Source organism: Pseudomonas putida (genome assembly GCF_028682475.1).
In the GTDB taxonomy this organism is placed as follows: domain Bacteria; phylum Pseudomonadota; class Gammaproteobacteria; order Pseudomonadales; family Pseudomonadaceae; genus Aquipseudomonas; species Aquipseudomonas putida_AG.
Genome location: NZ_JANHLE010000004.1, coordinates 94,081 through 114,148, shown reverse-complemented (window position 1 = coordinate 114,148; position 20,068 = coordinate 94,081). Strand labels below are relative to the sequence as shown.

The window sequence follows — 20,068 nt, the reverse complement described above, 5'->3', positions numbered from 1 at the left end:
CCATGCCGTTACCCCCACGCTCCAAGCCGCGCCATGGCGCGGCCAAACCCGCAGGCCCGCGTCGCCAGCCCAAGGCGCCGCCGGCCGAGCCGCGGTTGATCCTGTTCAACAAGCCTTTTGACGTACTGACCCAGTTCAGCGATGGCGAAGGGCGCGCGACCCTCAAGGACTTCATCGACATTCCCGGCGTTTATCCAGCCGGGCGCCTGGACCGCGACAGCGAAGGTTTGCTGTTGTTGACCAATGACGGCCAGCTGCAGGCGCGGATTGCCGATCCGAAGCACAAGCTGGCGAAAACCTACTGGGTGCAGGTCGAGGGTGAGCCGACAGACGAGCAGCTGCAGCGTTTGCGCGACGGCGTTGAGCTCAATGACGGGCCGACTTTGCCCGCCCAGGCCCGGCAGCTTGAAGAGCCGCAGTTGTGGCCGCGCAACCCGCCGGTACGTTTTCGCAAGAGCATACCGACCAGCTGGCTGGAACTGGTGATCAAGGAAGGGCGCAACCGCCAGGTGCGGCGCATGACCGCTGCCGTCGGTCTGCCGACCCTGCGCCTGGTCAGGGTGCGGATCGGCGACTGGACCCTGGACGGTCTGGATCAGGGGCAATGGCGGGAAGTTCCGCCTAGGCGTTAAACGCCTTCGATGTAGCCAATCACCACGCTTTTGATGATGAAGGCGAGGATACCCAGGCCCAGCACGAAAAACAGAATGAAGGTGCCGAACTTACCGGCTTTGGACTTCTTCGCCAGGTCCCAGACGATAAAACCCATGAAACCAATCAGGATGGTGACCAGGACAGTCATCATCCACTCTTCGAACAACGCAGGATCCATCGATATTCTCCGGCAAGTTGAGGCGCGCGATTATACGCCGCGCTTGCCGGTCTGACTAACGCAGGTGCGTCAACGGTAGTTCGGTGCTGGCCAGCACCTGGTTGAGCACGAAGCTGGAGCGCACGCTGGTCACCCCTTCGATACGGGTCAGGTGGCCGAGCAGCAGTTGCTGATAGTGATCCATGTCCGGGACCACCACTTTGAGCTGATAGTCGGCATCCATCCCGGTAACCAGGCTGCATTCGAGCACTTGGGGCAGGTTGCGGATGGCGGTTTCGAACGCTTCGAAACGTTCCGGGGTGTGGCGATCCATGCCGATCAATACGTAGGCCGTGAGGCTCAAACCGAGCTTCTTGCGGTCGAGCAGCGCCACCTGGCGGGCGATGTAGCCGTCGTCTTCGAGTTGCTTGACCCGGCGCGAGCAGGGCGAAGGCGACAGACCGATACGCTCGGCCAGTTCCTGGTTGGAGATGCGTGCATCGCGCTGCAATTCGGCAAGAATGCTCAGGTCGTAGCGGTCCAGTTTGCTCATGGATCATGCCTTCTCTGTTCTGATTGCGTTGAATTATCGATCCGTAGGTAAAAATTGCGCAAGTGCTATTTGATTGAGCAATCTTCGCAATCCTCTGCTGCCGCTCTAGCCCTATGCTTATACCCAGAATCACTGCCCGGACATCAGTCCAGTGCAGCTGGCCTTATCAGGGCAGCTGCGGCCAGCAACCCAACAGGGTTGTGCTCGGCCCCCGGGCTACACACTGTTCACAAGACAGCGTGAGGTGAGCCGACGTCACAAGCGTCGAGCACGGACAAAATTCTCAAAGGGAGACCCCAGGGTCTCCCTTTTTTATTGCCTTCATGGAATTGTCGGGGGCTATGATTTTTGGGCTGGGCTGGGCTGGGCTGGGCTGGGCTGGGTGCTGAGGCTGCGAGCTTATCCATTCGATGTGGCGATGCTGCCGGCCCCTTCCGCCTTTACGGCGGCCTACTTTCCTCTTGGGGAAAGTAGGCAAAGCCGCTCGCTCCTGCATCCGGCCCTACGCTGCGCTCCGGGTCCCTTCGCTATGGCACCTTCCGGGGCCACGCGGCCTACGACTTGCTTCGCCAAGTCTGCGGCTCGCGCTCTTCGGCTACGCCGAAGGTGCTACGCACCGGCCCCTACAGGCACCTACGCTCAGCCTCCTGAAGTCGCAGTCCGCGGCGATTGAACTTGCGTGCATGAAGGTCAAGATCAACACCTTGAAGCGGGCTTGACCCCGCGATGGCATCAGCCTGGCTCCGCCAAAGTTTGATTTCGAAGATGCGTCAGCGCAGGCGCCGCCCGTAACTTTGCGACTTCAGGAGGCCGAGCGGAGGTGTCTGGAGGGGGCTGGTGCGCAGCACCCTTCGGCCTAAGCCGAAGTTCGCGAGCCGTAGACTTGGCGCAGCAAGTCGTAGGCCGCGATGCCCCTGGAAGGCACCGAAGCGAGGGGACCCGGAGCGCAGCGTAGGGCCGTATGTAGGAGCAGGCGGTTTTGCCTACTTTTTCCAAGAAAAAAGTAGGCCGCCGTAAAGGCGGAAGGGGTCGGCAGCGGCGCCACAGCGAATGGATAAGCTCCCATTCGAAACCCAGCCCAGCCCAGTCCCAAGATCATAGTCCCCCACGAAATTGCCTGTAATTTTTCATCGTGGCGCCGATACCTCGTCCGGACAGCCTGATAAATTGTTGGGAAACCCGTCGTGGTTTTTCCACTCTTATCCACAGGCCCATCTCATCGGTCCGAGAGGAACAACATGAAGTCGCGTAGCTGGTGTCTGGCCGGTGCAGGTTTGTTGTGCATCAGTATCAACCTGCAGGCATTGGCCGAGGGGCAGGGTGGATCTGCTGATGGGTATGGCGGACAAGGCGCCGGGCAGTCTCAAGGGACGTCGCCGCTGCAGTCGCGCCCGGACGAGGTGCGCCAGACCCAGCCACCGCGAACCGGTTACTACCAGGACATTCCTCGGCACAACAATGGCAACCGCTACTACCAGGCGGGCGGGCCGCAACAGCGACCGCAGGATAACTGGCCGGGGCGGCCTGATGGTCATGGCAATGGCTGGGGCAGCGGCCCGCGATATCAGCCCGGTCAGGTGATTGAGCAGTTTCCCGACCAGTACTGGCGTGTGCCTTACCGTGGCAGTGAATACTTTTATTCCGGGGGCTACTGGTACCGTCCGCAAGGGCCGCGCTATGTGGTGGTAGCGCCTCATTATGGTATGCGGGTCGGCTACTTGCCGGATTACGCCCGCGAAGTATGGGTTGCCGATTCACTGTATTTCCTGGTGGCAGGTACCTACTACCAGTATCTGCAAGACAGCAACGAGTACGTTGTGGTCAATCCGCCGGTGGCCAGCACAGAGCCACAACCAATGGAAAATGACTACGACGTCGTTGCCAATCCGGTTTCGGGGCAAAGCCCGGAGCAGGCTGATCGGGATCGCTACGAGTGCCACCGTTGGGCGGTGCAACAAAGCGGCTTCGATCCGGCCAAAGCGACTTATGCACCGGCTTTACCAGTGTCGGACAGCTACCGGCAAGCGCTGAGGGCTTGCTTGAGCGGGCGGGGCTACAGCGTCAACTGATACGCCGGTTCAGTCCACCGGATCGGCATGTACCAACACTTCCGCTTTCGGGTACTGTCCATGAATGGCTGCTGCCGCTTGATCGCACAGCGCATGCGCATCGGTTAGCGGCATGTTACCCGGTAACTCCAGATGCACCTGGACGAACCAGTGACTGCCGGAAACCCGTGTGCGCAAATCATGCGCACCGCGCACGCCAGGTACGTTGCAGGCCAGGGCCAGCATCTGTTCGCTGATATCGCCGGGCAGCTCCTTGTCCATCAGGATCGACGTACTTTCCCGGGCGATCTGCAGCGCGCTCCAGAATATGTACAGAGCGATACCCAAGCCGAAGAAGGCGTCCAGTTGCGGCCAGCCCACGCGGGCCAGGACCAGGGCAATCAGGATGCTGCCGTTGAGCAACAGGTCAGAGCGGTAATGCAGTGAATCGGCACGCACCGCCGTTGATCCGGTGATGCGTATCACCCGCGCCTGCAGCATCAGCAAGGCCACGGTCAGGGCCAGCGACAGCAGCATCACCGCAATGCCGATGGCCGTATCACCGAGCGGTTGGGGATTTTGCAGGCGTTCCACGGCCTGTACACCGATCAGCACCGCGCTCACCGCGATGAACAGCGCCTGGGCCATGCCGGCCATGGCTTCGGCCTTGCCGTGACCGTAACGGTGATCGTCGTCGGCCGGGCGCAAGGCGTAATGCACTGCCAGCAGGTTGAGAAACGAGGCCACGCCGTCGAGTGCCGAGTCGGTCAGGCCGGCCAGCAGGCTCACCGAACCGCTGAGCCACCAGGCCACCGCCTTGGTCAGGATCAGGATGCTGGCCACCGCCAGTGACGCGCGGGTGGCCAGGCGCAGCAGACGTTGATGTTCAGTCGAAGGGGTCATGCTGGCGCAGGCTTCCTGTCTGTTGCTCAAGCGGCGGGCTTGAGACCATACATTGCCAGTTGCTCGACACTGCCCTTGTGCTGGATCAGGCGCGGGTCGTTGAGCGGCAGGCGCAGGCCCAGCTCGCTTTCGAGGATAGCCTGCAGCTTGCTGTTGTCGACCTTGCCGTCAGCGCTGATGGCCTGGTTGAGTTTTTCCGGGGCGACCTGCGCGTGTCGCCCTGCAGGCATGTAGATGGCACCGGTGGCGAAGTCGACGCCAAAAGCGATCAGACCGGGGAGTACGTAGAACAGGATGCCGATGGCATCCATTGCGGCCACCACAGGGTCGATCTTGCCTTCGATCTGGCCGCGCCGGTCAGGGTAGAAAATAGTGCCGCAGGCCGTCAGTTGGGTCAGCAAGGATGCTATCAGGACGCCGCCGATGACGCGGGAGGGAATACGCATGGAAATCTCCGGAGTGAGGGCCACAACGATACAGGCAAAGAGCCGTTATCTACAGCTAAGACCATGATAATGCGGGCTCGGTTCGCCGGTATACTGGGCGAATTGTTTGAGGGCCACCATGATTTCGTTACCGATCGATGCCGTACTGCCCGCCTTGCGTGAGGCTTTGAGCCTGCGCCATGAAGCGGTGCTGGAAGCGCCACCGGGCGCCGGCAAGACCACCCGTGTGCCACTGGCGTTGCTCGACGAGCCGTGGCTGCAGGGACAGACCATCCTCATGCTTGAGCCACGCCGGTTGGCAGCGCGTGCCGCCGCCGAGCGACTGGCCAGTGAACTGGGTGAGTCAGTCGGGCAGACGGTCGGCTACCGGATCCGGCTGGACAGCAAAGTCGGTCCCAAAACCCGGATTGAAGTGGTCACCGAAGGCATCCTCACCCGCCGCCTGCAGGCCGATCCGGCGTTGGAGGGTGTCGGTCTGCTGATCTTCGACGAATTCCACGAACGTAGCCTCGACGCCGACCTGGCCCTGGCCCTGAGTCTCAATGGCCGTGAGTTGCTGCGTGACGAGCCGCCGCTGAAGATTCTGCTGATGTCGGCAACCCTCGAAGGCGAACGCTTGTCGAGCTTGCTTGATGAGGCGCCGGTGATCAGCAGTGAAGGGCGCATGTACCCGGTCGATGTACGTTGGGGCAGGCCTTTCCAGCCGGGCGAGTACATCGAGCCGCGAGTGGTCGATAGCGTATTGCAGGCCATCGCCGATGAGTCGGGCAGCCTGCTGGTGTTCCTTCCTGGTCAGGCCGAAATCCGCCGGGTGCACCAATCGTTGCAGGAAGCGCTGGGCGAGCGTCAGGACATCCTGTTGTGCCCGTTGCACGGCGAGCTGGAGCTCAATGCCCAGCGGGCGGCCATCGATGCCGCGCCTCCGGGTAAACGCAAGGTGGTGCTGGCGACCAACATTGCCGAGACCAGCCTGACCATCGATGGCGTGCGCGTGGTGATCGATGCCGGGCTGGCGCGCGTGCCGCGCTTCGACCCGGGCAGCGGCATGACCCGGCTCGATACCCAGCGTATCTCCCGAGCCAGCGCCACCCAGCGCGCTGGTCGCGCCGGTCGCCTTGAACCGGGGGTGTGCTACCGCTTGTGGTCCGAGGCCCAGCATGAGCAGTTGGCCGCCTACGGCAGTGCCGAAATTCTTCAGGCCGATCTCGCTGGATTGGCCTTGCAGCTGGCGCGCTGGGGCGTCACGCCGGAGCAATTGCGCTGGCTCGACCAGCCTCCTGCGGCGGCTTATGCACAGGCGCTGGATCTGTTGCAGCGCCTGGGAGCATTCAAGGCTGACAGTCGGGACAGCTTGAATGAGCACGGCCAGGCCATGGCCGAGTTGCCGGCACACCCGCGCATCGCCCATCTGTTATTGCGTGGCCAGGACCTGGGCCTGGCAGCCATGGCCTGTGACGTCGCCGCTTTGTTGGGCGAGCGCGATATTCTGCGTGGCGCTGGCGCTGATGTGCACAGCCGCCTGGCCTTGCTCAGTGGTGAAGCCCGCACAAGCAGAGGCGGGCAGGGTGGGGTGCAGCGCGCCCGGCAACTGGCCCGGCAGTATCGTGGTTATCTGCGTGGCAATGCGCGCTCTGCGGTTGCCGACCCCGAGCATTCCCGTTGGCTGGGTGCATTGCTGGCGCTGGCTTATCCGGACCGGGTGGCTCAGCAGCGCCGTGCCGGTGGCGGCGAATACCGTCTGGCCAACGGCCGTGCGGCGCTGTTTGGCGAGCCCGATGCGTTGATGAAGTGTCCGTGGTTGGTGGTCGCCGATCTCGGCAGTCGCCAGGGGCAACGCGAAGAGCGCATCTATCTGGCCGCGGAATTCGATCCGGCTTTGTTCGACGGGGTACTGGCCGAGCAGGTGCGCAGCGTCGACCTCCTCGATTGGGACGAGCGTGAAAACGTATTGCGCGCCGAGCGTCAGCGCAAAGTCGGCGAACTGGTGCTCAGCCGTGAGCCGTTGACCGGTCTGGATGAGGATGCCCGCGCCCGGGCGCTGCTCGAGCTGGTGCGACGAAAAGGCCTGGAGCTGCTGTCATGGACACCCGAGCTGCGTCAGTGGCAAGCGCGGGTTGCGCTGCTGCGCCAGCTCGATCTGGCAGCCGATGGCGAAAGTGAATGGCCTGATCTAAGCGACGACGCTCTGCTGGCAAGTCTGCCGGAGTGGCTGCAACCCTACCTGGGCAAGGTTACCCGCCTGAGCCATTTTGCCCAGCTCGACCTTTCGTCGATGCTGCGCAATCTGCTGCCCTGGCCGCTGCCCCAGCGCCTCGATGAGTGGGCGCCGATGCACCTGAGCGTGCCTTCGGGTTCGAACATCCGCCTGGACTACAGCGAAACACCGCCGATCCTTGCCGTGCGCCTGCAGGAATTGTTCGGTCTGGCCGAAACCCCGCGGATTGCCCAGGGGCGTCAGCAAGTGTTGCTGCACCTGCTGTCGCCCGCGCGGCGCCCGGTGCAGGTGACCCAGGACCTGGCCAACTTCTGGCGCAGTACCTATGCCGAGGTGAAGAAGGATCTCAAGGGCCGCTACCCGAAACACTACTGGCCGGACGACCCGCTGATCGCCGAGGCTACAGCGCGGGCCAAGCCGCGCAAGTAGCCACCCGGCCGCGCAACAGGTCAGGGCGCTGGCGGTTCCACGGCCGCGTCACTGACCAGCATGTACAGACGGAACATCACCACCGTGCTGAACAACTGCAGGAAGCCATTGACGCTGTCGATGGCCAGTTGCACCAGCGGCGAAGGCTCAGGGATCAGCATCTGGCTCAGGCCATCGATCAACCACAACGGGGCGAGCACACCGAGGATGCAGGTGAGGATGCGCCAGAAGTTGCCGCTGGTCATCTGGAAGCTCTCGCGCATGGCGGCCAGAGGCGGCAGGCCGCGCAGCACCAGCAGGTACTCGGCAAACACCAGGTTGATCATCACCCAGATCCCCGGAAGGATGAACAGTGCGGCGCCGGCCATGATCAACAGTGAGCTGAGCATCACCATCAGGGCGAACGATGGCCACAGGCGCAGGGCCATGGCCAGCAGGTTGCGCTTGAGCGGGGTGTAGCCGTTGCTGCGGGTGTCGAGGTAGAGAATCAGCGCGGCACTGTACAGTGGGTAGAACAACAGGCTGGCAAGCATGCCATAGGCCTGTGACGCGTCCTTGCCCAACTGTTGGTAGAGCAGTTGGGTGCAGAGTGCCTCGAGCACCACCAGCGGCAAACAGAGCTGGGCGATGCTCAGCAGGTGGCGGCGGAAGAAATACAGGGAGTCACGCAGAACACTGAGCGGATTCATCGGTCGATATCGCAGTTGAAAAAAGCAGGGCGTAACTTTAGCCCAGCCAGCCCCCAACCTGAAGAAAGTTTCATCGCGCCTTGTGTTGAATCCACGGCCCTGGCACCCCATTTTCAGTGAACCTGAATTCCCCCGGCTCTTGTGTGAGGTTGCCCATGAACAGTGAAGAACAAACCTTGATCGATGGCCTGTTCGGCCGACTCAGGCAAGCCGAGGACCCGAACGTCCCCCGTGATGCCCAGGCTCAGGCGCGCATCACCGAGCACCTGCAGCAGCAACCGGCGGCGCCCTACTACATGGCACAGGCAATCCTGGTTCAGGAAGCTGCGCTCAAACGCCTGGACGAGCAGAACAAGCAACTGCAGGCCGAACTGAATCAGGCCAAGGCACAAGTGGCAGCCACCACGCCGAGCAACAGCGGCCGCTTTCTTTCGAGCATCTTCGGTAGCGGTACCCGTGATCCTCAACCGCAGCCACAAGCACCGGCCAGCGCCGCGAGCGGGGGTGGCTGGCGTGAGCCGTCGCGTTCGTTCAATCAGCCGGGCGTTGCTGCCCAGCAAGGTTTCAATGCCGCGCCTGCCCAGACGCCAGCCCGTGGTGGTGCCAGCAGTTTCCTCGGTGGTGCCTTGCAGACTGCAGCCGGGGTGGCGGGCGGGGTGATGCTGGCCCAAGGCATCAGCAGCCTGTTCAACCATCAGTCGCAACCCGAAGAAGTGGTCGAGGTGATCAAGGAGGAGCCCGTGCCTGCCAGCGATAGCGGTGGCTGGGGCAGTAATGACGAGCAGCGCCTGAGCGCTGACAACAGCGACTATGGCAACGATCAGGGCGGTTTCATGGATAGCGATTACGGTAGCGACGACGGCGGATTCTTCGGCGGCGACGACAGCTTCGTCTGAGCACGCATACCCGCACCGCCTCCAGGCTGGCATACTGGGCGCCGAAACGGCCCCGGTGTGCGGCGGCCGGCAACCGCGCCACGGCGCCATGAGGAAGAACGGTGAAGAAGATTGCGGTGTTCGCCGATGTGCAGAACCTCTACTACACCGTGCGCCAGGCCTATGGCTGTCATTTCAATTACGCCGCGCTGTGGGCCGATATCAGCCAGCATGGGCAGATTGTCGAGGCAGTTGCCTATGCCATTGACCGCGGCGACAGCAAACAGCAGCAGTTTCAGCAGATCCTGCGCAACCTCGGTTTCACCGTCAAACTCAAACCCTACATTCAGCGCAGCGATGGCTCGGCCAAGGGCGATTGGGATGTGGGTATCACCCTGGACGTGATCGACGCCGCAGCGCGGGTCGATGAAGTGGTGCTGGCTTCCGGCGACGGTGATTTTGATTTATTGCTGGAGCGGGTCATCAGCCGTCACGGGATTGAAGCCGTCGCTTATGGCGTTCCGGGGCTTACTGCCAACTCGCTGATTCGCGCGGCCAGCCGCTATGTGCCCATCGAGGGCGGCCTGCTGCTCAGGCACTAGGTTTTACTGAGGTTTTGTTTTGGAACGTATTGCTGTCATCGACTTCGAAACCACCGGCATTTCGCCCGGTGCAAATTGCCGGGCCACTGAAGTGGCGGTGGTCATGCTCGAAGGGGGGCGTATCGTCGAGCGCTACCAGAGCCTGATGAATGCAGGGTTGCCGGTGCCGGCCTTCGTTGCCTCGCTGACCGGTATCACCACGGCCATGCTGCGCAGTGCCCCGCCTGTTGCACGGGTGATGAACGAGGTCGCCGAGTTCGTCGGCGATACCCCGATGCTGGCGCACAACGCCTCGTTCGACCAGAAGTTCTGGGACTATGAACTGGCGCAGATCGGTCGCAGCCGGAGCCAGCGCTTCGCCTGTTCGATGCTCCTGGCCCGGCGCCTGATGCCGGCGGCGCCGAACCACAAGCTCGGCACCCTGACCCGTTGGGCTGGGCTGCCCGACACCGGCACCGCTCACCGGGCCATGGCCGACGCGGAAATGGCCGCCAACCTGGCCCAGCACCTGGCCGGTCAGTTGCGTGAGCAAGGCGTCAGTGCGGTGTCTCACCAGTTGTTCTGCAGCTTGCAGAAAGTCCCGGCGGCGAAGATCGCCGAGGCGCTGAAAACCTACCGCTAGGTTTTCTTGCCGTTGTGCTCGAGGTGGCCCAGCGGCAAGCGCCGCTCCACAGCGCTGGAGAGAATGATCGAGGTCTTGCTGAAGCCGAACTGGGCGACACGGTTGATCAACGCCTCCAGTTCCGGCATCGAGGCCACGGCCGCCTGCATGATCACGCAAGGATCACCGGTGACCCGGTGGCACTCGGTCAATTGCGGGATCTGCGAGAGTTCTTCATAGGTCTGCTGATTACCGTGGCTGGCCAGGCGCAGTTCAATCACGCACTGGATCGGCAAGCCGATTTTCTCCAGATCGACCTTGGCCTGGTAGCCGGTGATCACGCCGCTGGCTTCAAGTTTGGCGACCCGTTCGGCAACCGCCGGAGCAGACAGATTGACCTTGCGTGCGAGCTCCGCAAACGAGGCGCGGCCGTTTTCCAGCAAAGCGCTGAGGAGTATTCGATCGTACTTGTCCATGGACTTCCCGAGGCGTGTTTCGAATCAAAGGTTGATGGCCTGAAGAACCGTGCTTTCAAAAGTGTACGGTTTGTTTAAACAGGTTTTGTAACTTATGTTTGCGCGCATGCCTTTCTAAACTAACCCCCCGACAATCAGAATTCGAGCCCCCCATGCCTGCCCCTCGTCGCTTTCCATTGGTTTTGATCGGCGCTTTCCTCGCCTTGTACCTGGTGTGGGGCTCGACTTACCTGGTGATCCGTATCGGTGTCGAGTCCTGGCCACCGTTGCTGATGGCGGGCGTGCGCTTTGTGATCGCCGGTACCTTGTTGTACGGTTTTTTGCGCTGGCGCGGCGTGCCAGCACCGACCTGGCCGCAATGGCGCGCAGCCGGCGCAATCGGTGTGCTGTTGCTCAGCTGCGGCAATGGCGGCGTGACCCTGGCCGAGCATGCCGGCGTGGCGTCCGGGGTTGCCGCCCTTGCGGTGGCCACGGTGCCGTTGTTCACCCTGGTGTTCGGCCTGTTCTGGGGCCAGCGCAACACCCGCCTGGAATGGGCCGGGATCGTCCTCGGGCTGGTCGGTATTGCCATGCTTAACCTGGGTTCCAACCTGCAGGCCAGTCCCATGGGCGCCGCGTTGATCCTGTTTGCCGCCGCATCGTGGGCGTTCGGCTCGGTGTGGAGCAAAAGCCTGCCACTGCCTCAGGGGCCGATGGCCAGCGCCGCCGAGATGCTCGTGGGGGGTGCGGCCTTGCTGCTGGGCAGCGCCCTGAGCGGCGAGCGCATGACCCAGATGCCTACCGCCGCGGGTTGGGGGGCATTGGCTTATCTGGTGTTCTTCGGCTCGATCCTGGCCTTCAGCGCCTACATGTATCTGCTCAAGCATGTGCGTCCGGCGGCGGCCACCAGCTACGCCTACGTCAACCCCGCAGTCGCGGTGCTGCTCGGGATCCTGTTTGCCGGCGAGCAGATCGGTTTCGAGGAATGCGTGGCCATGGCGGTGATCATCGGTGCGGTGGTGTTGATCGGTCTGCCGCAGTGGCGCAAGCCGACAGTCGAGATGAGCAAGCCGCAAGCGCAGGCAGACGGCGAGCTGTGCAAGTAGCAGCGGTTTGTCAGGAAGGTGCTGGCGGAACAAGGTAAACTGCCGCCATTGCTGAATTCCCCTGACGGTACTGCCATGACATTCGCCAAACTCGGCCTGATTGAACCCTTGCTGCGCGCGCTTGAGCGCCTGGACTACAACACCCCGACGCCGGTCCAGGCCCAGGCCATTCCTGCCGTACTGGCCGGGCGTGACCTGATGGCCGCGGCCCAGACCGGTACCGGCAAGACCGCAGGGTTCGCCCTGCCGCTTTTGCAGCGCCTGACCCTGGAAGGCGCCAAGGTGGCCAGCAACTCGGTGCGTGCCCTGGTGCTGGTGCCCACCCGTGAGCTGGCCGAACAGGTGCACAGCAACATCCGCGAATACGCCGAACACCTGCCGCTGAGCACCTACGCGGTGTACGGTGGCGTCAGCATCAACCCGCAGATGATGAAGCTGCGCAAGGGCATTGACCTGCTGGTGGCAACGCCCGGGCGTTTGCTCGATCTGTTCCGCCAGAACGCAGTGAAGTTCAATCAGCTTCAGGCGCTGGTGCTCGACGAAGCCGACCGCATGCTCGACCTGGGTTTTGCCGAAGAGCTGCGTGCGGTCTATGCCGCCTTGCCGGCGCGTCGGCAGACCCTGCTGTTCTCGGCCACTTTCTCCGACGAAATCCGCCAGCTGGCTGCGCAGACCCTGAACGATCCGTTGAGCATCGAAGTCAGCCCGCGCAACGTCACTGCCAGCACGGTCAAGCAGTGGATCGTCCCGGTGGACAAGAAGCGCAAACCGGAGCTGTTCAGCCACCTGATGCGCAAACAGCGCTGGAAACAGGTGCTGGTGTTCGCCAAGACCCGCAACGGTGTCGATCAACTGGTCGAGCGCTTGCGTGGTCTGGGCGTGAACGCCGACGGCATCCATGGCGACAAGCCCCAGGCGACCCGCCAGCGGGCCCTGGACAGTTTCAAGGCACGTGAGATCCAGATCCTCGTGGCCACCGATGTTGCTGCGCGCGGCCTGGACATTGACGACCTGCCCCTGGTGGTCAACTTCGACCTGCCAATTGTGGCGGAAGACTATATCCACCGTATTGGCCGCACCGGTCGTAAAGGCAACAGCGGCGAGGCGATCTCGCTGGTGTGCGCCGATGAAGTGCAGCTGCTATCGGCGATCGAAACCCTGACCCGCAAGACCCTGCCGCGTCACGAAGAGCCGGATTTCATCCCGGATCACAAGGTGCCGATGACTGATGCCAACGGTCAGGTACTGAAGAAGCCGAAGAAACCGAAGAAGCCCAAGGAAAACAGCAGCAAGCGTAGCCTGGGGCGCTGGATGGACAGTGGCGAGACGCCGGCGGCAGCGCCTGCGGCCAAACCGGTGCGCAAGGTGCCGACGTTCAATACCGGGCCGCGCAAGCGTAAGCCTTGAGGTAGTTATCGCGGGGCAAGCCCGCTCCTACAGTGTGGGAGCGGGCTTGCCCCGCGATCAGTTTTCCAGCCAGTCCAGAACCCCAAGCCCGGCCTTACGGCCACTGGCAAAACACGCCGTCAACAGATACCCCCCGGTCGGCGCCTCCCAGTCGAGCATCTCGCCGGCACAAAACACCCCCGGCAGCGCGTTGAGCATCAAGCGCTGATCCATCGCCTCGAACACCACCCCGCCGGCGCTGCTGATCGCTTCATCCAGCGGGCGAGGGCGCACCAGAACAATCGGCAGGGCCTTGATCGCCTGGGCCAGCAATGCCGGATCGGCGAAGGTCGGCGCATCGGTCAGCTCGCGCAGCAACGCCGCCTTGACCCCGTCCAGGCCCAACTGGCTGTGCAGGTGCTTGGCCATCGAGCGTGAGCCGCGTGGCTTGGACAGGGCCTTGTGAATGTTATCCACAGTGCGGTTGGGCAGCAGGTCGAGCAGCACCGTGGCGCTGCCTGCGCGGTTGATCGCTTCACGGATCTGCGCAGACCAGGCATACACCAGGCTGCCCTCCAAACCTTGCGCGGTGACAATGCACTCACCCAGGCGCGGCGCCTGACCCGCAAGGCTCAGGGCGATGTTCTTCAATGGCGCGCCGGCGAACTTGTTTTTGAGCAGATCACTCCAGGCATGCACCTCGAATCCGCTGTTGGCAGCCTGCAACGGCGCAACCTGTACGCCTTTATCCACAAGCCAGGGTAACCAGCTCGCATCGGAACCCAGACGCGCCCAGCTGCCGCCGCCCAAGGCCAGAATGGTGGCAGCAGGCTTGAGCGCCAGTTCGCCCTGTGGATAAGCGACTCGCAAGCTGCCATCGGCATTCCAGCCAAGCCAGCGGTGACGGGTGTGGATAACTACCCCGCTGTCGCGCAGGCGCTTGAGCCAGGCACGTAGCAGCGGGGCGGCTTTCATGTCGCGGGGAAACACCCGGCCAGAGCTGCCGACGAAGGTTTCGATGCCCAGATCGTGAATCCACTGGCGCAGGGCGTCGGCGTCGAAGCCTTCGAGCAATCCGGCGATTTCAGCGCTGCGCTCGGCATAACGGGAAATGAACGCCGGATAGGGTTCGGAATGGGTGATGTTCATGCCACCGACCCCGGCCAGGAGGAATTTGCGTCCCACCGAAGGCATGGCGTCGTACAGATCCACCGCGACCCCGGCCTGGCCGAGCACTTCGGCGGCCATCAGCCCGGCCGGCCCGCCTCCGATAATGACAACGTGTGGGCGGTTGGCGGAGCGGGTGTCGGTCATGGTCGGCTGCAAGCTGGGAAAAAGAGCCGGCATTCTACCTCAGCGCGGCAGGCGGAAACACTGAGCAAAAAATGAACAGTCGCTTCAAACCCACACGGGCAAAGGGCTGCAGTGGCTTTCACGCAGGTTATCCACAGGCGGTTCCACAGTCATTGTGAGTAACCCAGCACCCGCTTGGCACTGTGATGGAGAATGCCATGGCGGCGGGCCAGGGCCTGGCGGTCCTTGCTGTAGCCGCCACCGATCACCCCGACCACCGGGATATCGCGGCCCAGGCACTGGCGCAGGACATGCTCATCACGGGCTGCGACGCCTTCATCGGTCAGTTGCAGGTAACCCAGGGCATCGTCCTTGTGCACATCGACGCCAGCGTCATACAGCACCAGGTCCGGGCGGTACAGCGGCAACAGGTAATTCAACGCGTCCTCCACCACCTTCAAATAGGCCTGATCGCCCATGCCGCGGGGCAAGGGGATATCCCAGTCGCTCTGGGCCTTGCGTGCCGGGAAGTTCTGCTCGCAATGCAAGGAAACGGTGATGGCGTCGGGGGTGTTGTGAAGTATCCGCGCGGTGCCGTCGCCCTGGTGCACGTCGCAATCGAAGATCAGCACCTTGTGCACCCGTCCGGCTTCCAGCAGGTAGTGGCTGATCACCGCCAGGTCGTTGAAGATGCAAAAGCCGGCAGGGTGGTCGTAGTGGGCGTGGTGGGTGCCGCCGGCCAGGTGACAGGCAATGCCATGTTCCAGGGCCTGCTCGGCGGCCAGCAACGAGCCACCGACCGCTCTGACCGTGCGTCGCGCCAGGGCTTCACTCCAGGGCAGGCCGAGGCGGCGTTGATCCTCGCGTGACAGCTCGCCATTCATGTAGCGCTCGATGTAATCGCGGTCATGGGCCAGGGCGAGGATATCGTTGGGGCAGATCTGCGGGCGCAGCAAGGCCTGATCGGTGGTCAGCCCGCTGTCGACCAGGTGGTCGCGCAACAGGCGGAACTTGTCCATCGGAAAGCGGTGCTCGGCGGGAAACGCCGGGCTGTAGTCGTCGTGGTAGATCAGGGGCAGGGCCATGGCAGGTTCTTGAGCAGGTCAGAGTCCGATCTTGCCAGTTGCGCTTGCGGTTGCGCTACTTTGTAAGCTGAATGAAGACTTTTCCACAGGCGAACTGCAAATGCTGGCTTCCTGGACGTTCTGGGCCGTGCTCTCGGCGGTCTTTGCGGCGCTGACCGCGATTTTTGCCAAGGTCGGCATCAGCGGTATCAATTCCGACTTCGCCACCTTGCTGCGTACCGTGGTGGTGCTGATCAGCCTGGCACTGATTCTCTACGCCACCGGGCAGTACCAGTCACTGGCTTCGATTTCGCCGCGCAGCTATCTGTTTCTGGTGTTGTCCGGGCTGGCCACCGGGGCTTCCTGGATCTGCTATTTCCGCGCCCTGCAACTGGGCCAGGCGTCTCAGGTTGCCCCTGTGGATAAACTCAGCGTGGTGCTGGTCGCCGTGCTCGGGGTGACCCTGCTCGGCGAGAAGCTCGATCTGCGTCAGTGGGCGGGCATCAGCCTGATCACCGTGGGCGTCGTGATGCTGGCATGGCGTTGAGCCGGCTTTTGCATGCTCAGGTGCGTGTACTGCTGAGGATTTTTTGCCATTCGCTGGCGTTCATCTGGCCGAGGATTCTCGCTTTGCCGTTGGCGGCGACCGAGACGAACAAGGCACTGGCATAGTCGCTGGAGCGCTGACCACCGGGCACGTTCAGCTGGCGCTCCATATGGTCGATGCAGCCGCTGTGGGTCACCAGCACCAGGTTGTGCTCTGGTGCCTTGTGCGCCAGGGCTGTTTGGGCGAAGTCCGCGTCACACTGTTGCACCCAGTCTTCGCTGTTGATGGCTTTGCCGAAGATGAAGTGCGCGGTCTGCCGGGTCCTGACTTCCGGGCTGCTGAACACATCGGCACTACCCAGGCCCAGGTGCTGCAAGCCATTACCGACGTCCATGGCGGCCTGACTGCCGGCCACGGTGATCCCGGTCGGGTCGCCAAGGCAAGCGTTGCTTGAGCGATCACAGCGTTCAGCGTGGCGGATCAACACGATCACCGAACCTTTGGACCATTCACTGTAAACACCACTGCTGTGCATTTGATTGTCACTGCCCAAGTCTACAATTCGCGTTCTCGTTGCTGCCCAGGTGGTCAGCGTGGCCAATGCCAGCATGACGCACAGGCCGATGAGCATTGTTCTGATACGTCGGTGCTTGAGCGCTGTAAGGACGGGGTTTCGAATAGTTCCGGGCAACATGCTGCGACTCCATAACGCGCAATCGGATCGGGTGGCAGCCGGTTGGGGCAGGTACCACGAGCGTGGCGGCACTGTAGGCGGCACCCCGTGGAGAGAAGGTGAAGTGGATGTGAAAAAAATCTTGATGGGACGAAAGCGATAAACGGCGTTTTTGCGCTATTGGGCGGCGCAATTGAACAAAACGTTTAGAAGTTTGTCATAGCGTACAAGTTGTACTTGGCTGCACTGTGTCAGTGCAGTTTGTAACTTTATATTTGTAACTAAATATATGTAACTAAGTTTGATCTTTGAAACGAATTGTTACTCTGCGTAAATAATGTAAATTAACTTCATCTGATAATTCCTCGTAAATAGCATTGCGCATCATTTTCTGGTGGTGGCAATACTAATGGCACATAAGGCTGAAATAACACGTCGTTCAGAATCAGGTCATCTTTACACTGCACTTGGCTTGGCAGTGGCTTCCTGGTCTTCCGTCAGTCTGGCGCAAACTTCCGCTGCCACGGTTGCGCCGGCAACAGCGGTGGAGCTGGATGCAACCGATATCACCGGGAAGCCACACGAAACGTTCAAAGTCGATGAAATGTCATCGCCAAAGTTCACCGCCCCCCTGCTTGAAACGCCCAAGTCGATCACCATCATCAATGAAGCCTTGATCAAAGAGCGTGGCGCAACATCGTTGACCGACGTGCTGCGCACTACCCCGGGCATTACCCTGGGCGCTGGCGAAGGCGGCACCCCGCTGGGCGATCGTCCGTTCATTCGTGGTTTCGAAGCCAGTACCGACATCCAGATTGACGGCGTACGTGATCTGGGGCGCATGTCCCATGAGGCGTTCAACGTCGAATCGGTGGAAATCGTCAAGGGGCCGGGCTCGTCCTATAGCGGTCGGGGGTCGACCGGCGGCACGATCAACCTGGTGAGCAAGGCCGCGAAGATGGAAGACGCCATCGGCGGTACCGTCACCATGGGTACCGACCAGCTGTGGCGCAGCACCGTTGATATCAACCAGTACCTGCCTGAGCAGGACCTGGCCTTGCGTCTGAACGCGATGAAGCACGAAGCCGATACCCCCGGCCGTGACGATGTCGAGGTCAAGCGCTGGGGCATTGCCCCGACCATCACCTGGGGCCTGCAGGGGCCGACCCGTGTCACCGCCAGTTACTACCACCTTGAAACGGACGACATTCCTGATCAGGGGCACCCGATTTCGCTGATCACCAACAAGCCGGCCAAGGTTGATCGTGACAATTTCTATGGCCTGGTCGATCGCGACTTCCGCAAGACTTCTGCCGACCTGGCAACGTTGATGCTCGAACACGACTTTTCCGAAGAGCTGAAACTACGAAACACCTTGCGGGGTGGTCGTAGCATGCAGAACTACGTCATGAGCCGTCCGGTATTTGCCAATGTCGAGCAAGAAGAAAGCGGACTGGTCGGGCGGGGTTTCCGGCCACGCAATGTGGTCAACACGACGCTGATCAACCAGACCGACCTGTTTGGTACTTTCCACACCGGCAACATCAAACATACCTATGCCACCGGCCTGGAACTCAGCCGCGAAACCATTACCGACAAGGATAAGCACAAAGGCAATAACGGTCGTCCTGCCGACCTGGAAAACCCCAACCCCCATGACGGTGGCTGGACGCTGTTGCCGGGTACTGGCCAAGTCACCAGCAAGTACCAGACCGAGGTCAAATCGCTGTACGCCTTCGACACCCTGGGGCTGCATGAGCAGTGGGACCTGAACCTGGGCCTGCGCTACGACGACTACGACGTGAAAAACCGCGTTGCCGGTGGTGCCGAATCGTCCACCGAGCTGTGGAACTATCAGGTCGGTGTAGTCTTCAAGCCCATGCCCAATGGCAGCATCTATCTGTCCTACGGCACATCGTCCAACCCCTCGGGGGAGAACACCCAGTCCGGCGGTGCTGATGGCGCGGGTGCCGGTAACCTGAACGGCAACAAGGCCAACCTGGACCCGGAAAAAGCGCGCAGTGTGGAGCTGGGTACCAAGTGGGATGTGCTCAACGAGCAGCTGTCGCTGACCGCCGCGGTTTTCCGCACGGAAAAAACCAACGCCCGGGTAACCGACCCGCTCACTGGCCTGGTGGCCCTTGATGGCGATCAGAAAGTCACCGGCTTCGAGCTACAAGCCACCGGACGAATCACCGACGCCTGGGCCATCTGGGCCGGCTACACCTACCTGGACGCTGAAGTGGTGAAGTCCGGTGGTGACCGCAGCAACGACGGCAATCAGTCCAAGTTCATTGCCCCCAACAGTTTCAGCCTGTGGAGCTCCTACGACATCACTGAGCGCTGGAGAGTCGGTGGCGGTGCCAACTACATGGATGATCGCTACATGAACGACGCCAACACCATTACCGTGGATGACTACTGGCGCTACGACGCAATGGTTGGCTACAAGGTCAGCAAGAACCTCGACCTGCAGCTCAACGTCCTCAACCTGACCGACGAAACCATTTACGATGCGTCCCATGTCGGTCTGTTCGCCACCGTGGCACCGGGCCGCTCGGCGGAGCTGACCGCAAGCTTCACGTTCTGATCGCTCCCGCCCTGAACGTCTCGACAGTGATGGCCTGGCCTGCACTGTCGAGACGCTGATTTTTCCTGGCCCCTGTCGCCAGCTTTCCTGCCTCTGCCTACGCTGTACACTGCAAGTGATGTGTTCAGGAGCAGGCAATGACCCCCATACTCGAATTGGAAAGCGCACGATTGGTGCTGCGCCAATGGCAGGATGACGACCTCAACGAGTTCGCCGCCCTGTGCGCCGACCCTCAGGTCATGCGTTATTTTCCCGCCCCGCTGACGCGCCTTGAGAGCGCCGCACTGATCGGCCGCATCCGGGGCCATTTCAACGAATACGGTTTTGGCTTGTGGGCGTTGGAGCGCAAGGACTCTGGCGCTTTCATCGGCATGACCGGCCTGCTCAATGTCAGCTTCGATGCCGACTTCGCGCCAGCCGTGGAGATCGGCTGGCGTCTGGCGCGTCGCCATTGGGGCCTGGGTTTTGCCAGCGAAGCGGCCTGGACCAGCCTGCGCTGCGCCTTTGCCCAATTGGGCCTGGAGCAGGTGGTGTCGTTCACTGCTGAAAGCAATCTACCGTCGCAGAAGGTCATGCAGGCCATCGGCATGCAGCAGGACCTCGACGGCGGTTTTCTGCACCCGAAACTGTCCGAGGACCATCCGCTGCGTGCCCATGTGCTGTACCGCATCAACCGGGCCCAGTGGCAAGAGACCCTGCGTGGCTGAATTGCACAACATACAGGTGAGCTATGACAAACCCTGTATCATTTGTCGCAGTTGCGCATTGCTTTGGAGAATCTT

At 61.8% G+C, this 20,068-nt stretch carries 20 protein-coding genes; 11 read left to right on the top strand and 9 right to left on the bottom strand.

What is annotated here, in order from left to right:
• The first annotated feature begins 2 nt into the window (after positions 1 to 2).
• On the top strand, positions 3 to 632 hold the full coding sequence (locus NPS47_RS05105) for a pseudouridine synthase (protein WP_274294000.1): 630 nt from the start codon (positions 3 to 5) through the stop codon (positions 630 to 632).
• Here NPS47_RS05105 and NPS47_RS05100 read toward each other — a convergent pair.
• Together NPS47_RS05100 and NPS47_RS05095 are read right to left on the bottom strand one after the other, a co-directional pair.
• Positions 629 to 832 carry a DUF2788 domain-containing protein gene (locus NPS47_RS05100; RefSeq protein WP_038606624.1) on the bottom strand — a complete coding sequence of 68 codons (204 nt, stop codon included), beginning with the start codon at positions 830 to 832 and terminating at the stop codon, positions 629 to 631. The genes NPS47_RS05105 and NPS47_RS05100 overlap by 4 nt on opposite strands.
• A 55-nt stretch (positions 833 to 887) precedes the next feature.
• A complete protein-coding gene (locus NPS47_RS05095) occupies positions 888 to 1,364 on the bottom strand; it encodes an Lrp/AsnC family transcriptional regulator (RefSeq protein ID WP_038606626.1) in 477 nt (158 codons plus the stop codon).
• 1,238 nt (positions 1,365 to 2,602) lie between these two features.
• Here NPS47_RS05095 and NPS47_RS05090 point away from each other — a divergent pair.
• Positions 2,603 to 3,433 carry a DUF6515 family protein gene (locus NPS47_RS05090; protein ID WP_274293999.1) on the top strand — a complete coding sequence of 277 codons (831 nt, stop codon included), beginning with the start codon at positions 2,603 to 2,605 and terminating at the stop codon, positions 3,431 to 3,433.
• 9 nt (positions 3,434 to 3,442) lie between these two features.
• On the opposite strand, the gene NPS47_RS05085 is transcribed toward NPS47_RS05090, so the two are convergent.
• Both NPS47_RS05085 and NPS47_RS05080 read right to left on the bottom strand, forming a co-directional pair.
• The gene (locus NPS47_RS05085) at positions 3,443 to 4,315 is read right to left on the bottom strand and encodes a cation diffusion facilitator family transporter (protein WP_274293998.1); all 873 of its coding nucleotides are present in this window, start codon (positions 4,313 to 4,315) and stop codon (positions 3,443 to 3,445) included.
• 26 nt (positions 4,316 to 4,341) lie between these two features.
• Positions 4,342 to 4,761 carry a polyribonucleotide nucleotidyltransferase gene (locus NPS47_RS05080; protein ID WP_274293997.1) on the bottom strand — a complete coding sequence of 140 codons (420 nt, stop codon included), beginning with the start codon at positions 4,759 to 4,761 and terminating at the stop codon, positions 4,342 to 4,344.
• 118 nt (positions 4,762 to 4,879) lie between these two features.
• Between NPS47_RS05080 and hrpB the strand changes: the two genes are divergently transcribed.
• Positions 4,880 to 7,405 carry an ATP-dependent helicase HrpB gene (hrpB, locus tag NPS47_RS05075; RefSeq protein ID WP_274293996.1) on the top strand — a complete coding sequence of 842 codons (2,526 nt, stop codon included), beginning with the start codon at positions 4,880 to 4,882 and terminating at the stop codon, positions 7,403 to 7,405.
• A 20-nt stretch (positions 7,406 to 7,425) separates the two neighbouring features.
• Here the strand turns inward: hrpB and NPS47_RS05070 are convergent, their stop codons facing one another.
• Positions 7,426 to 8,094, bottom strand: a complete 669-nt coding sequence (locus tag NPS47_RS05070) for a hypothetical protein (protein ID WP_274293995.1) — start codon at positions 8,092 to 8,094, stop codon at positions 7,426 to 7,428.
• A gap of 155 nt (positions 8,095 to 8,249) precedes the next feature.
• Here NPS47_RS05070 and NPS47_RS05065 point away from each other — a divergent pair, with 155 nt between their 5' ends.
• The 3 genes from NPS47_RS05065 (at position 8,250) to NPS47_RS05055 (ending at position 10,193) form a co-directional block, all read left to right on the top strand.
• Positions 8,250 to 8,990 (top strand): DUF2076 domain-containing protein, encoded by a 741-nt coding sequence (locus NPS47_RS05065; RefSeq protein ID WP_274293994.1) that lies wholly within the window; start codon positions 8,250 to 8,252, stop codon positions 8,988 to 8,990.
• A gap of 101 nt (positions 8,991 to 9,091) precedes the next feature.
• On the top strand, positions 9,092 to 9,571 hold the full coding sequence (locus NPS47_RS05060) for an NYN domain-containing protein (RefSeq protein WP_045182683.1): 480 nt from the start codon (positions 9,092 to 9,094) through the stop codon (positions 9,569 to 9,571).
• A 19-nt stretch (positions 9,572 to 9,590) separates the two neighbouring features.
• A complete protein-coding gene (locus tag NPS47_RS05055) occupies positions 9,591 to 10,193 on the top strand; it encodes a 3'-5' exonuclease (RefSeq protein WP_274293993.1) in 603 nt (200 codons plus the stop codon).
• Here NPS47_RS05055 and NPS47_RS05050 read toward each other — a convergent pair.
• Entirely contained in the window at positions 10,190 to 10,648 is a 459-nt protein-coding gene (locus tag NPS47_RS05050; RefSeq protein WP_274293992.1) for an Lrp/AsnC family transcriptional regulator, read from the bottom strand. The genes NPS47_RS05055 and NPS47_RS05050 overlap by 4 nt on opposite strands.
• Before the next feature lie 152 nt (positions 10,649 to 10,800).
• On the opposite strand from NPS47_RS05050, the gene yedA reads away from it, so the two are divergent.
• Together yedA and NPS47_RS05040 are read left to right on the top strand one after the other, a co-directional pair.
• Positions 10,801 to 11,733, top strand: coding sequence for a drug/metabolite exporter YedA (yedA, locus tag NPS47_RS05045; RefSeq protein WP_274293991.1), 933 nt, complete (start codon positions 10,801 to 10,803; stop codon positions 11,731 to 11,733).
• 75 nt (positions 11,734 to 11,808) lie between these two features.
• A complete protein-coding gene (locus NPS47_RS05040; protein WP_274293990.1) occupies positions 11,809 to 13,140 on the top strand; it encodes a DEAD/DEAH box helicase in 1,332 nt (443 codons plus the stop codon).
• 57 nt (positions 13,141 to 13,197) lie between these two features.
• Here NPS47_RS05040 and NPS47_RS05035 read toward each other — a convergent pair whose 3' ends face one another.
• Together NPS47_RS05035 and NPS47_RS05030 are read right to left on the bottom strand one after the other, a co-directional pair.
• Complete coding sequence (locus NPS47_RS05035; RefSeq protein ID WP_274293989.1) at positions 13,198 to 14,433, bottom strand: TIGR03862 family flavoprotein; 1,236 nt, start codon at positions 14,431 to 14,433, stop codon at positions 13,198 to 13,200.
• Positions 14,434 to 14,582: 149 nt separating this feature from the next.
• On the bottom strand, positions 14,583 to 15,497 hold the full coding sequence (locus tag NPS47_RS05030) for a histone deacetylase family protein (RefSeq protein WP_274293988.1): 915 nt from the start codon (positions 15,495 to 15,497) through the stop codon (positions 14,583 to 14,585).
• A gap of 100 nt (positions 15,498 to 15,597) precedes the next feature.
• On the opposite strand from NPS47_RS05030, the gene NPS47_RS05025 reads away from it, so the two are divergent.
• Positions 15,598 to 16,023: an EamA family transporter gene (locus tag NPS47_RS05025; RefSeq protein WP_274293987.1), complete on the top strand. Its 426-nt coding sequence runs from the start codon at positions 15,598 to 15,600 to the stop codon at positions 16,021 to 16,023.
• Between the two features lie 16 nt (positions 16,024 to 16,039).
• Here NPS47_RS05025 and NPS47_RS05020 read toward each other — a convergent pair whose 3' ends face one another.
• Positions 16,040 to 16,717 (bottom strand): histidine phosphatase family protein, encoded by a 678-nt coding sequence (locus NPS47_RS05020; protein ID WP_274293986.1) that lies wholly within the window; start codon positions 16,715 to 16,717, stop codon positions 16,040 to 16,042.
• A 583-nt stretch (positions 16,718 to 17,300) separates the two neighbouring features.
• Here NPS47_RS05020 and NPS47_RS05015 point away from each other — a divergent pair.
• Both NPS47_RS05015 and NPS47_RS05010 read left to right on the top strand, forming a co-directional pair.
• Entirely contained in the window at positions 17,301 to 19,286 is a 1,986-nt protein-coding gene (locus tag NPS47_RS05015) for a TonB-dependent receptor (RefSeq protein ID WP_274293985.1), read from the top strand.
• Positions 19,287 to 19,423: 137 nt separating this feature from the next.
• Positions 19,424 to 19,993, top strand: coding sequence for a GNAT family N-acetyltransferase (locus NPS47_RS05010; RefSeq protein ID WP_274293984.1), 570 nt, complete (start codon positions 19,424 to 19,426; stop codon positions 19,991 to 19,993).
• Positions 19,994 to 20,068: the final 75 nt, after the last annotated feature.

What these genes read in the sequence shown, in the direction of transcription:
- NPS47_RS05105 (WP_274294000.1), top strand. Translation starts at nt 3, where the DNA reads ATGCCGTTACCCCCACGCTCCAAGCCGCGCCATGGCGCGGCCAAACCC.
- NPS47_RS05100 (WP_038606624.1), bottom strand. Translation starts at nt 832, where the DNA reads ATGGATCCTGCGTTGTTCGAAGAGTGGATGATGACTGTCCTGGTCACC.
- NPS47_RS05095 (WP_038606626.1), bottom strand. Translation starts at nt 1,364, where the DNA reads ATGAGCAAACTGGACCGCTACGACCTGAGCATTCTTGCCGAATTGCAG.
- NPS47_RS05090 (WP_274293999.1), top strand. Translation starts at nt 2,603, where the DNA reads ATGAAGTCGCGTAGCTGGTGTCTGGCCGGTGCAGGTTTGTTGTGCATC.
- NPS47_RS05085 (WP_274293998.1), bottom strand. Translation starts at nt 4,315, where the DNA reads ATGACCCCTTCGACTGAACATCAACGTCTGCTGCGCCTGGCCACCCGC.
- NPS47_RS05080 (WP_274293997.1), bottom strand. Translation starts at nt 4,761, where the DNA reads ATGCGTATTCCCTCCCGCGTCATCGGCGGCGTCCTGATAGCATCCTTG.
- hrpB (WP_274293996.1), top strand. Translation starts at nt 4,880, where the DNA reads ATGATTTCGTTACCGATCGATGCCGTACTGCCCGCCTTGCGTGAGGCT.
- NPS47_RS05070 (WP_274293995.1), bottom strand. Translation starts at nt 8,094, where the DNA reads ATGAATCCGCTCAGTGTTCTGCGTGACTCCCTGTATTTCTTCCGCCGC.
- NPS47_RS05065 (WP_274293994.1), top strand. Translation starts at nt 8,250, where the DNA reads ATGAACAGTGAAGAACAAACCTTGATCGATGGCCTGTTCGGCCGACTC.
- NPS47_RS05050 (WP_274293992.1), bottom strand. Translation starts at nt 10,648, where the DNA reads ATGGACAAGTACGATCGAATACTCCTCAGCGCTTTGCTGGAAAACGGC.
- yedA (WP_274293991.1), top strand. Translation starts at nt 10,801, where the DNA reads ATGCCTGCCCCTCGTCGCTTTCCATTGGTTTTGATCGGCGCTTTCCTC.
- NPS47_RS05040 (WP_274293990.1), top strand. Translation starts at nt 11,809, where the DNA reads ATGACATTCGCCAAACTCGGCCTGATTGAACCCTTGCTGCGCGCGCTT.
- NPS47_RS05035 (WP_274293989.1), bottom strand. Translation starts at nt 14,433, where the DNA reads ATGACCGACACCCGCTCCGCCAACCGCCCACACGTTGTCATTATCGGA.
- NPS47_RS05030 (WP_274293988.1), bottom strand. Translation starts at nt 15,497, where the DNA reads ATGGCCCTGCCCCTGATCTACCACGACGACTACAGCCCGGCGTTTCCC.
- NPS47_RS05025 (WP_274293987.1), top strand. Translation starts at nt 15,598, where the DNA reads ATGCTGGCTTCCTGGACGTTCTGGGCCGTGCTCTCGGCGGTCTTTGCG.
- NPS47_RS05020 (WP_274293986.1), bottom strand. Translation starts at nt 16,717, where the DNA reads ATGTTGCCCGGAACTATTCGAAACCCCGTCCTTACAGCGCTCAAGCAC.
- NPS47_RS05015 (WP_274293985.1), top strand. Translation starts at nt 17,301, where the DNA reads ATGTCATCGCCAAAGTTCACCGCCCCCCTGCTTGAAACGCCCAAGTCG.
- NPS47_RS05010 (WP_274293984.1), top strand. Translation starts at nt 19,424, where the DNA reads ATGACCCCCATACTCGAATTGGAAAGCGCACGATTGGTGCTGCGCCAA.